This is a genomic window from Halorarum halophilum (genome assembly GCF_013401515.1).
Taxonomy (GTDB): Archaea; Halobacteriota; Halobacteria; order Halobacteriales; family Haloferacaceae; genus Halorarum; species Halorarum halophilum.
In genome coordinates this window covers 533,093-542,119 of the sequence record NZ_CP058529.1, presented here as the reverse complement: position 1 = coordinate 542,119, position 9,027 = coordinate 533,093, and the positions used below count along the sequence as shown (strand labels likewise).

Here is a 9,027-nt window from a genome sequence, read left to right as displayed (position 1 = left end):
GAGTTAACACCGGTGGCTCGGACGTGACGCCGGTTGGAGAACCCCCACCGCCGGCCGTCCGCTCGTGGTCCGAGTCCCCCCGCCTACTCGTGGGCCGCGTCCCACTCCTCGGGCTTCCGGATGTTGCCGCACTCGTTGCACTCGATCCGTCCCATCGCGTCCATCGCGTTGTTCACAGTCTCGCAGTTCCCGCAGAAGTACCCCCAGCGGGTTTCCCCGTCGGGGTCGGCGTACACGTGGTAGAACGGCGCTTCGGCGCCGCGCTCGCCGTCCGCGCGGTCGACGTACAGCTCGCCGGCGGGCGTCTCGACGACTTCGAGGTTCACGGCCGAGATACCCGGGCGTCGCGGAAAACCGTTCCGGGGCGGCTCAGGCGCCGCGTGCGAGGGTACCGACGTCGCCGACCAGCCGACGGAGTTCGGCGTGTTTCACGAGCGCGAAGCCGGCGAGGATACAGGCGAACCCGGCCATCGTGCGCGGACCCACCACCTGGCCGAGCACGGCCCACGAGACGCCGGCGGCGACGAGCGGTTCGACGTAGCCGACGAGGTTCAACTCCGTCGGCCCGATCGCCGAGAGCAGGTGGAAGTACACCAGGAAGGCGACCGCGCCGGCGAGCACCGCGAGGTAGACGAACGCCGCGAGCGCCTCCGGCGTCCACGCGACCTCGCCCAGCGATTCGCCGCGTGCGGCGGCCCAGACGTGAAGCAACCCTGCCCCGCCGAGCATCGCCCAGCCCTCGACGGTCCGGAGGGGAAGCGCCCCGTCCTCGGGCGCGAGGACGGTTCCCAGCGCGAACGCGGCGGCCCCCGCGAGCACGAGGACGACCCCGCCCGCGTCGCTGCCCGCGAACCCGGCCGGACCGATACCCGCGACGACCGCGACGCCGAGGAAGCCGAGCAGGATCCCGCCGACTCGGGGTCCGTCGAGCCCCTCGCCCCGGTGGAGCGCGGCCGCGAAGCCCGCGGTCAACACGGGCGCGAGTCCGATGAGTACCGCCGCGACCGCGCCGCTGACGTGCTCGATGCCGAGGAACAGCAGGCCGTGGTACGCGGCGATGACGAAGATCGCAGTCACCGCGACCGGGAGCCACTCCTCGCCGCGGGGCCGCCACCGGTCGACGGTCGCGTACGCGTACGCGATGACGAGCAATCCGGCCACGTCGTAGCGGAGCGCGGCGAACGACAGCGGCGGGAAGTAGTCCAGGCCCACCTCGATCCAGACGAACGAGCCGCCCCAGAGGGCCGCCAGCAGCGCGAAGAGCGCCGCCGGGTGGACGGCGCGGAAGTTCCAGTTCATAGGAGATTCGAATGTGGCCCGTATCTTTAAACCCTTCTACAAAGAATGGCGTTGGAACTGAGTAACACGCCCCGAAATCGGCATTCTACACGATTATTATCTCATTAGGTAGCGGTTCCATTGGAGAGGACTCCAACCGAACGAGCCGGTGACTATTTGCCCGCGGCACCGAGTCTCTCGGGAAACGAATGGACGAGCGCGACGTCACCATCCTGAAGGCCATCGCGGACCTGGAGACCGGGAGCCCCGAACGACTCCACGAGGAGACCGGGATCCCCGTCTCGACGATCCACTACCGACTCAACAACCTCAGGGACGAGGGCGTCGTCGAGAACGACCTGTACGACGTCGACCTGGAGGCGGTGGGACTCGGGGTGACCGTCGTGCTGGAGGTGCTGACCGACTACTCGGGCACCCACCACGACGTCGGGGAGAAACTGGCGGACGTCGAGGGCGTGACGCAGGTGTACTTCACAATGGGCGAGACCGACTTCATGGTCATCGCGCACCTCTCCGGCCGCGAGATGGTCGAGCGGCTCATCACCGACTTCGAACGGCTCGACGAGGTCGACCGGACGAACTCGACGTTCGTCGTCTCGACGGTCGCGGACGCCAACTCGGCGCTCCAGAGCTACAGCCTGGAGACGCTCGTGGACGAACTCGTCAACGAGTGAGCCGAACCGCCCCCGTCAACTAGACGGAGGAACCGACGCGGAACCTGCCCCCGTAGCCCCGTGCCCGATCCGACACTGCTGTTCTACCACCGAACTCACCGGCCCCGGAACTCCGCGACGGCGGCCCCGGCGAACCCGGTGACGCCGAAACCCGTGAAACGGACGATCGCGTAGTAGACCGCGTACAAGACGAAGTCCAGTCGTTCGAGACCGACCACCGAATCGGCGTCGAGTGAGACGATGACGACGAGGTAGCTGACGAACACCCCCAGGGCTCCGAGCGATCCTATGGTGAGGATGAGACGCAACCAGTCGGCGGAGACGTCGACGTCGGTTCCGATCCAGTACCCGGCGAGGAACATCCCGACGGGTGACAGCAGGAACGAGGCGAGGGTCGCCCCCGCCATGACGAGCCCGGTCAGCTGCGGTTCACGGTCGAGGAGGACCGGGAAGAACTGGCGACCGGCGGAGAACGCCCCGACGAGCACTCCCAGGAGGACCACGACGAGCCAGCGGCGATGGTGTACCTTCACGAATGGTCGGATTCGACACGGCCAGATAAACGTTCTTCACCGACATGTGCGAGGAGAATTTTATCCACGCGCCCCGTCAGTTCCCGATGACAGCCGGTACAGGTCTACCGGACAGGCCCGGCAAGAGTTCCGAACAGATCCCGCAAGGGGACCCCTCTCGATCGGTCTGGTCGAACAACGGAACGAAACGTCGGAAACCTGGTGTCGACTACGTCCGGAACGACTCGCCGCAGCCGCACTCGCTCTCGACGTTCGGGTTCTCGACGTGGAAGCCCGCGGCCTGGAGGCCGGACTCGTAGTCGAGTTCGGCGCCGCCGATGTAGTTCAGCGACGACGGGTCGATGAAGATGCGGAGCCCGTGCTGTTCGGTCACGCGGTCGTCCTCCTCGGGTTCGTCGTCGAAGCGCATGCCGTAGGAGAGGCCCGCACAGCCGCCCTGCTGGACGAACAGCCGAAGCCCGCTCACGTCGGTGTCCATCCCCTCGCCCTCCAGCAGCGAGAGCGCCTCCGCCGCCGCTTTGGCCGTCACGTTGACCGGTGGGCCGGCGGCCTCGCCGTCGGACGCGTCCGTGCTCATGCGAGAAGGTATCGCACGGAGAGGGTTAACTGTGACGACGAGTTCGACCGTCGGCCCGCACGTGGCGCTCAGTCCTCGGTTCGCTCGCGGACGCTCGCGGCGTGGCCCTCCAGCCCCTCGGCCTCCGCGAGCGTCGTCACCGTTCCCGAGAGGTCCCCGAGGGCGTCGGCGGAGAGCCGCTGGACCGTCGAGGACCGGAGGAACGTGTCGACGGAGAGCCCGCCGAACGCCTTCGCGCCCCCGTTCGTCGGGAGGACGTGGTTCGTCCCCGAGGCGTAGTCGCCGGCCGCGACCGGGGTGTAGGGACCGAGGAACGCCGACCCGACGTTCGTGACCCTGTCGAGGAGCGCCTCGTCGCCCTCGGCCTGTATCGAGAGGTGCTCGGGGGCGTACTCCTCGGCGAACAGCACAGCCTCGGACATCGACCGGGCGAGCAGCACGCCGGAGGCGTCGTTCCCCAGCGCTGCCTCGATGGTGTCAGCCCGCTCGCGCGCGTTGAATTGCTCGGCGACTGCTTCCGCGATGGCCTCCGCAGTCGACTCGTCGTCGGTGACGGCGACGACGCTCGCGTCCGAGTCGTGTTCCGCCTGGGCGAGCAGGTCCGCGGCGACGTAGCCTGGCTCTGCGGTGTCGTCCGCGAGCACCAGGACCTCCGAGGGACCGGCGAGGAAGTCGATCTCCACGTCGCCGCGAACCTCGGCCTTGGCGGCGGTGACCCACCTGTTCCCCGGGCCGACGACTTTCCGGACGCTCTTCACGGTCTCGGTTCCGTACGCGAGCGCCGCGACCCCCTGGGCGCCGCCGACAGAGTAGACGGCGTCCGCGCCGGCCTCGTGGATCGCCGCGAGTGTGACGGGGTTCAGGTCGTCCGCGGGTGGTGTCGCGACGGCGACGTGCTCGACTCCCGCCACCTTCGCCGGGACGACGCCCATGATGGCGGAGGATGGGTACGCCGCGGCGCCGCCGGGGACGTAGACGCCGACCCGGTCGATCGGCCGGAACCGTCGGCCGAGTTCCCTGCCGTCGGCGAACTCGCGCGTCCAGTCCGTCGGAACCTGGGCCTCGTGGAACTCCCGGACGTTCTCGACGGCCTCCTCGATGGCCGCCATCGCCTCCGCGTCGACGTCCTCGGCCGCGCGTTCGGCCCGATCCGTCACGTCGATGTTGGCGACCTCGACGTCGTCGAACTCCCGGGAGAACTCGCGGACGGCAACGTCGCCCTCCTGCCGGACGCGGTCGACGATGTCGGCCACGTCGCCACGGACGGCGGAGACCCCCGCGTCGCGCTCGAAGAACGCCCGGCGCTCGTCGGGCGAGAGCTCCGCGACGGCGCGGGGTTCGAAGTCCGGTATCATGTCGTCGGCTCCGGCCCGGCGGGGAAAAGTCGTTCCGGTCGTGCGAGCGACCCTGCCACGGCCTTGGAGATGAAACCCGAGTCGGGTCACGCGAGTGACTACGCGCCCGCCTCGCCGTCGACGACGTCCTCCGCCCCGCCGTCGCCGCTCACGTCGCGCCAGTAGTACCGCGGGCCGAGCGTCATGTAGCCGAGCGCGAGGAACAGCAGGGCGAACGCGAACACCTCCCCAGGCCTGTCGGGCAGGAGGATGGCGCCGGCCTGCACGACTCCCATCACGAGCGCGTCGCGCCAGTGGAGGTCGGGGTACTGGACCGGCGTCACCATCAGCGGAGCGAGGATCGCCGCGAGGCCGAGGAGGAGCGTGGGCGATCCCATGCCGGCGAGGGTGCCGGCCGCGACGACGGTGGCGGCGAGGGTCGTCTGCACGCCGTGGGTCGTCTTCTCCCCCTCGTCCTCGACGTTGTACACGCCGAGGCGGACGACCGCCATCGCGACGTACAGCGCCGGAACCAGCGCGGACGCGGCGAACAGTGCGGGCGACGCGCTCCACGTCCACTGGCCGGTGGCCACGACGGCGACGAGCACCGCGGGCGCGACGCCGAAGGACGCCACGTCCGCGAGCGAGTCGAGGTGGGGGCCGACCGGCGTCCCGCCGTACTTCCGGGCGAGCACCCCGTCGAGTCCGTCCGCGACGGCCGCGAGGAGGATGAGACGCGCGGCGACCTCGGGGTCGTAGGTCGCCGCCAGCGCGGCCAGCGTGCCGAGTGCGGCGTTCCCGGCCGTGACGACGTCCGCGACGCCCAGCCGTGAGAGGAACCGCGGCCGCTGCGACATACCCCCACGCTCGGAGAGACCGGGTATACGTCTTTACATCCGGGCTCATCCGGGCCCCCGTCCCGAACCGGGGGCCATTTATCCGCGGCCCCCCGACACGCGACCATGCGACGACGACGGTTCCTCGCCGCCGCCGGATCCGCCGCGGTGCTCTCCGCCGCCGGCTGTATGGGCCTCTCGGCCGGCGCCGACGACTGGGACGTCGGGATGACCTCCGAGGCGTTCCGCCCGTACGAGTTCACGACGACCGTCGGCGAGGAGGTCGTCTGGGAGAACACCTCCTCGCGCGACCACTCGGTGACCGCCTACGAGGACACGCTCCCGGACGGCGCCGAGTTCTTCGCTACCGGGGGGTTCGACTCCGAGGCGGCCGCCCGCGAGGCGTGGAAGGATGGTCGCGGAGCGATCAGCAACGGCCAGCAGTTCGGCCACACCTTCGAGGTCCCTGGCGAGTACTCCTACTTCTGCATCCCGCACGAGAAGGGCGGGATGGTCGGGACGATCATCGTCGAGGAGTGACCCCAGCGGTCCGGTGCTCCGTTCGCCGGTTGTTAGTTCAGAACTTGCTACCGACAGGTAGTCGTGGCGAAAAAGTGCACCTACAGTCGTTATTCTCGATCAAACCATACGTTCGTGTTCTAATCCCACATTACGGGCGAAACATGCTAATACGCCCCACGGATAGTGTGACGTGTGGGGTGAACAGTATGAGCCTCATGGACACGGTGAAAGGCATGATCACGTCCGAACGAAAGGACGTGTTCCGGTGTGACGAGTGCGGGGAGATCGTCAAGGTCGAACCGGGATCCAGCCCCGACGACTGTCCCGTGTGCGGCGCCGACGACTTCTCCGTGATCAACCGGCGCGCGAAGGTGTAGCCGTCGCATCGCTCGTCGACCAACCGTCTTTTCGGTGCCGACGCCGCGACCGAGGCGCGAAAAGGTAGTATCGTCGAGTCGAGCCTACTCGTCGCTCTCGACGGCGACGTCCTCCTCGTCGACGTCGACCGCGGTCTCCTCCTCGGCGGCGACCTCTTCGGGTCGCGCCTCGAGCGAGAGCTTCTGGACCTCGACGCGGCGAAGCGGGTAGATCGTCTTCGCTTCGCCGTAGATGGCCGACGAGAGCCGACCCTCGACGACGGAGTCGACGAGCCCCTCGAAGGTTCGATCGCTGGCCGCCTCCTGGACGATGTCGGTCATCACCGAGCGGATGGCCTGCTCCTGGGAGCGGTCGGCCTTCTTGGTCGTGAACGCGACCGGCTGGAGCCGGACGCGGTAGTCGTCGGTCGTGCGGACCGTGAGCACCGCGTCGACCTTCGAGGCGCCGCGGCGGACGAGCGAGCGCAGGTAGTCGCGCGCGAGCTCGTGCTCGACGAACTCCGTGTACGCGGAGTCCGAGCCGACGTCCGTGATCTTGAACTTCAGCTTGGTATTGTTCTGGCTCTGGTCGTCGGTCAGCTCGCCGAGGGTCGTCTCGACGGTCCGGCCGACCACCTGGTTCGGTTCCTCCGCGATGGTCTCGCCGAGCTCCGCCCGGTCGAACTGCTCGGGCGCGAGCACGGTGTACCACCGCTTCCCCTGTCGCTGTCGTGAGACTGATCGTTCACTCATGTGTGTTTGTATCGCTGGTGTCGCTAGTGTCGTTCGTTCCGCTGGTGTCGTTCGTGTCGCTACGTCCGCTGTCGTCCTCGACGTCCGAGCCGGTGGCGCGAGCGCTCGTGACGACCGCGTCCGCCACGGAGACGTTGACGAGGTAGTCGTCCGCCGTCGCGTGGAGGCCGCCTGTCGTGTCCCGCTCGATGCGCGTGTGGACGACGTCGGCGTCCGCGTCGGTGCGCATCTGGGGGGTGTTGTCCGGCGCTAGGGCGGCCGCGACGGTCGCCGCGGCGGCCGCGTCGGCGTGCCGCGTCTCGAACGCCGCGGTTCGCGCGTCCTCGCTCATAGCGCCCCCCTGAGCCCGTCGACGAACTCGTCCGCCTCCCCGTCGAACCGGACCTCGCCCTCGCGAGCGTCGCCGCAGGCCGAGCCGACCCCGGCCGCGGTCTCGAGCGTCCTGGTCACGTCGGTCCCGTCCGTTCCGGCCGCCGCCGCGGCGCCGTCCGTGACGACGACCGCCATCGGCTCTGGCGACAGGAAGTCGCGGGCGAGCCGTGCGGCAGTCGCGAGCGCGGTCGTCGTCTCCGGGTCGGCGTCGACGCGGAGGACGAACGCGCCGTCGTAGCGGGCCGTCCCCGCGTTCGAGAGCAGGCCGTGCGTGGCCGCGGCGTGCGATCGCCAGGCGTCGAGCGCCGCCTCACGGACGACGTCGTTGCCGAGTGCGAGCGCGACGCCCAGGCCGGGCGCCTCCCGCGCGGTCGCCCCGAGCACGTCCGCGTACCCGCCGAGGGTCGCGAACGGACCCCGCGGCGTGGCGTACGGCTGGAGCGCGCGTCCGACGGCCTCGGCGGCCCGCTGGGGGCCGTCCGTGGTCGCGTCGAGCGCGACCACCGAGGCGAACCGGCGACGGTCGTCGTCGTCCGGCTCCGCTGGGTAGTCGAGGTCGGCGAGCAGCGCGCGTGCGGCGTCCGCATCGTCGGAGTACGGCGCTCGGAGCAGCGTCGAGTTGGCGAGCCCCTCGGCGGGGTCCGCGGTCGGGACGGCCACGCCCGATCGGCGGTCGACCGCACCGGTGCGTTCGGCCGCCTCGAGCAGCGAGCCGCTCCCGTCCGCGCCAGGGGCGGATTCGGCGGCGACGACCCCGGCGAGCCCCACGAGGGGGTCGGGGTCGACGCCGAGTTCCTCCGATACCTCCGCCGCGACGACCGAGACCGGCCGGTCGCCGGTCGGGACGAACGTCGCGTCGGGGGCGACCCAGCCGAGCGCGAAGGCGGTTCCGTCGCCCTCGGGGGCCGTCGCCGCGCGGGTCGTCCTGACCTGGAACGGCGTGTCCGTCGAACGGAGCGCGTACGCGAGCAGGCCGGCGGCCGCGAGCGCGTCGCCCGTCGGTCGGGGACACAGTCGGATGAAGTCGGCCTCGCGCAGCGCCGTCGCTACCGCGTCGGGCGCGGGCGAGTCGGCTGCGCGAGTGGTCGACATCGTGGTGTTAGTCGAGGAGCCGCTTCGCGGCGTCGTAGCTGTACGTGAAGTCCTCGTCGAGCGCGTCGCCACGGTAGTAGTTCACCAGGCGGCGGATCTTCGACTCCGTGTTCTGGAGCGCGCGCTTGTTCTGTGCGTCCTGCGCGTTCTCCTCCATGTGCTCACGGAGGCGGATCGCGCGCTCGAAGAGGTTCCGGAGGTCCTCGGGGAGCTCCGGCGCCGCGTCGTTCTCCTCGAGGATCTCGGTTACCTTCTTGTCCGTCGCCAGTTTCACGTCGGGGACGGGCGTGCCCTTCACGCCCTCGTCGCGAAGCTTCAGGCCGATCTGGCTGGGGTCGTGCCCCTGCTCCGCGAGTTCGACGACGCGTTCCTCGACGTCCTCGGCGTCGACGTCGCTCCATTCCGGGGGTTCGTCTGCCACCGGGTGGTCCGAACCGGACGAACCGCGGCGGCGGGTGTGCATTCGTGCCATGTTCCAAATTGGAACGCACCACCGCAGAAGCGAGCCACCGTCGGCCGCAGGTGGCACCGACGCGCGTCGCGGTGACGGCGCCGATACGGCTGGCCGACGGGGGCACCTCCGCAATCTCGAAGCCCGCGACGGGCGAGTCAGATTTGCGGCCGTGCTGTTCCCATCGTGTCATCCCGTCGGCGCGGGTTAAACCGTTTCGGGTCTACG

Annotated in this window: 13 protein-coding genes; 3 read left to right on the top strand and 10 right to left on the bottom strand. The window is 69.7% G+C overall.

Features of this window, described 5'->3' with window-relative positions:
* Positions 1-83: 83 nt before the first annotated feature.
* Positions 84-326: a DUF5816 domain-containing protein gene (locus HUG10_RS02795; protein WP_179168107.1), complete on the bottom strand. Its 243-nt coding sequence runs from the start codon at positions 324-326 to the stop codon at positions 84-86.
* A 43-nt stretch (positions 327-369) separates the two neighbouring features.
* Positions 370-1,299, bottom strand: a complete 930-nt coding sequence (locus HUG10_RS02790) for a DMT family transporter (protein WP_179168106.1) — start codon at positions 1,297-1,299, stop codon at positions 370-372.
* Between the two features lie 188 nt (positions 1,300-1,487).
* Between HUG10_RS02790 and HUG10_RS02785 the strand changes: the two genes are divergently transcribed.
* Positions 1,488-1,973 (top strand): Lrp/AsnC family transcriptional regulator, encoded by a 486-nt coding sequence (locus HUG10_RS02785; RefSeq protein ID WP_179168105.1) that lies wholly within the window; start codon positions 1,488-1,490, stop codon positions 1,971-1,973.
* A 95-nt stretch (positions 1,974-2,068) separates the two neighbouring features.
* Here the strand turns inward: HUG10_RS02785 and HUG10_RS02780 are convergent, their stop codons facing one another.
* From HUG10_RS02780 to HUG10_RS02765, 4 genes are all read right to left on the bottom strand, one after another.
* Positions 2,069-2,506: a hypothetical protein gene (locus HUG10_RS02780; RefSeq protein WP_179168104.1), complete on the bottom strand. Its 438-nt coding sequence runs from the start codon at positions 2,504-2,506 to the stop codon at positions 2,069-2,071.
* A gap of 208 nt (positions 2,507-2,714) precedes the next feature.
* Entirely contained in the window at positions 2,715-3,083 is a 369-nt protein-coding gene (locus HUG10_RS02775) for a HesB/IscA family protein (protein ID WP_179168103.1), read from the bottom strand.
* 68 nt (positions 3,084-3,151) lie between these two features.
* The gene (gene hisD / locus HUG10_RS02770) at positions 3,152-4,438 is read right to left on the bottom strand and encodes a histidinol dehydrogenase (RefSeq protein WP_179168102.1); all 1,287 of its coding nucleotides are present in this window, start codon (positions 4,436-4,438) and stop codon (positions 3,152-3,154) included.
* Positions 4,439-4,536: 98 nt separating this feature from the next.
* Positions 4,537-5,274, bottom strand: a complete 738-nt coding sequence (locus tag HUG10_RS02765; RefSeq protein WP_179168101.1) for a protein sorting system archaetidylserine synthase — start codon at positions 5,272-5,274, stop codon at positions 4,537-4,539.
* A 105-nt stretch (positions 5,275-5,379) separates the two neighbouring features.
* Between HUG10_RS02765 and HUG10_RS02760 the strand changes: the two genes are divergently transcribed.
* Together HUG10_RS02760 and HUG10_RS02755 are read left to right on the top strand one after the other, a co-directional pair.
* Entirely contained in the window at positions 5,380-5,793 is a 414-nt protein-coding gene (locus HUG10_RS02760; RefSeq protein ID WP_179168100.1) for a plastocyanin/azurin family copper-binding protein, read from the top strand.
* Positions 5,794-5,981: 188 nt separating this feature from the next.
* Positions 5,982-6,152 (top strand): hypothetical protein, encoded by a 171-nt coding sequence (locus HUG10_RS02755; protein ID WP_179168099.1) that lies wholly within the window; start codon positions 5,982-5,984, stop codon positions 6,150-6,152.
* 84 nt (positions 6,153-6,236) lie between these two features.
* Here HUG10_RS02755 and HUG10_RS02750 read toward each other — a convergent pair whose 3' ends face one another.
* Genes HUG10_RS02750 through HUG10_RS02735 form a run of 4 tightly spaced genes read right to left on the bottom strand, consistent with a single transcriptional unit; the run spans position 6,237 to position 8,820 of the window.
* Entirely contained in the window at positions 6,237-6,884 is a 648-nt protein-coding gene (locus tag HUG10_RS02750; protein ID WP_179168098.1) for a 30S ribosomal protein S3ae, read from the bottom strand.
* Positions 6,877-7,215 (bottom strand): KEOPS complex subunit Pcc1, encoded by a 339-nt coding sequence (locus tag HUG10_RS02745; protein ID WP_179168097.1) that lies wholly within the window; start codon positions 7,213-7,215, stop codon positions 6,877-6,879. The genes HUG10_RS02750 and HUG10_RS02745 overlap by 8 nt, the downstream gene beginning before the upstream one ends.
* A complete protein-coding gene (locus HUG10_RS02740; RefSeq protein WP_179168096.1) occupies positions 7,212-8,348 on the bottom strand; it encodes an exonuclease RecJ in 1,137 nt (378 codons plus the stop codon). The genes HUG10_RS02745 and HUG10_RS02740 overlap by 4 nt, the downstream gene beginning before the upstream one ends.
* Before the next feature lie 7 nt (positions 8,349-8,355).
* Positions 8,356-8,820: a 30S ribosomal protein S15 gene (locus HUG10_RS02735; protein WP_179168095.1), complete on the bottom strand. Its 465-nt coding sequence runs from the start codon at positions 8,818-8,820 to the stop codon at positions 8,356-8,358.
* Between the last annotated feature and the right edge of the window lie 207 nt (positions 8,821-9,027).

Coding starts and splice junctions, on each gene's coding strand:
- HUG10_RS02790 (WP_179168106.1), bottom strand. CDS start 1,299: ATGAACTGGAACTTCCGCGCCGTCCACCCGGCGGCGCTCTTCGCGCTG.
- HUG10_RS02785 (WP_179168105.1), top strand. CDS start 1,488: ATGGACGAGCGCGACGTCACCATCCTGAAGGCCATCGCGGACCTGGAG.
- HUG10_RS02775 (WP_179168103.1), bottom strand. CDS start 3,083: ATGAGCACGGACGCGTCCGACGGCGAGGCCGCCGGCCCACCGGTCAAC.
- hisD (WP_179168102.1), bottom strand. CDS start 4,438: ATGATACCGGACTTCGAACCCCGCGCCGTCGCGGAGCTCTCGCCCGAC.
- HUG10_RS02765 (WP_179168101.1), bottom strand. CDS start 5,274: ATGTCGCAGCGGCCGCGGTTCCTCTCACGGCTGGGCGTCGCGGACGTC.
- HUG10_RS02760 (WP_179168100.1), top strand. CDS start 5,380: ATGCGACGACGACGGTTCCTCGCCGCCGCCGGATCCGCCGCGGTGCTC.
- HUG10_RS02755 (WP_179168099.1), top strand. CDS start 5,982: ATGAGCCTCATGGACACGGTGAAAGGCATGATCACGTCCGAACGAAAG.
- HUG10_RS02750 (WP_179168098.1), bottom strand. CDS start 6,884: ATGAGTGAACGATCAGTCTCACGACAGCGACAGGGGAAGCGGTGGTAC.
- HUG10_RS02745 (WP_179168097.1), bottom strand. CDS start 7,215: ATGAGCGAGGACGCGCGAACCGCGGCGTTCGAGACGCGGCACGCCGAC.
- HUG10_RS02740 (WP_179168096.1), bottom strand. CDS start 8,348: ATGTCGACCACTCGCGCAGCCGACTCGCCCGCGCCCGACGCGGTAGCG.
- HUG10_RS02735 (WP_179168095.1), bottom strand. CDS start 8,820: ATGGCACGAATGCACACCCGCCGCCGCGGTTCGTCCGGTTCGGACCAC.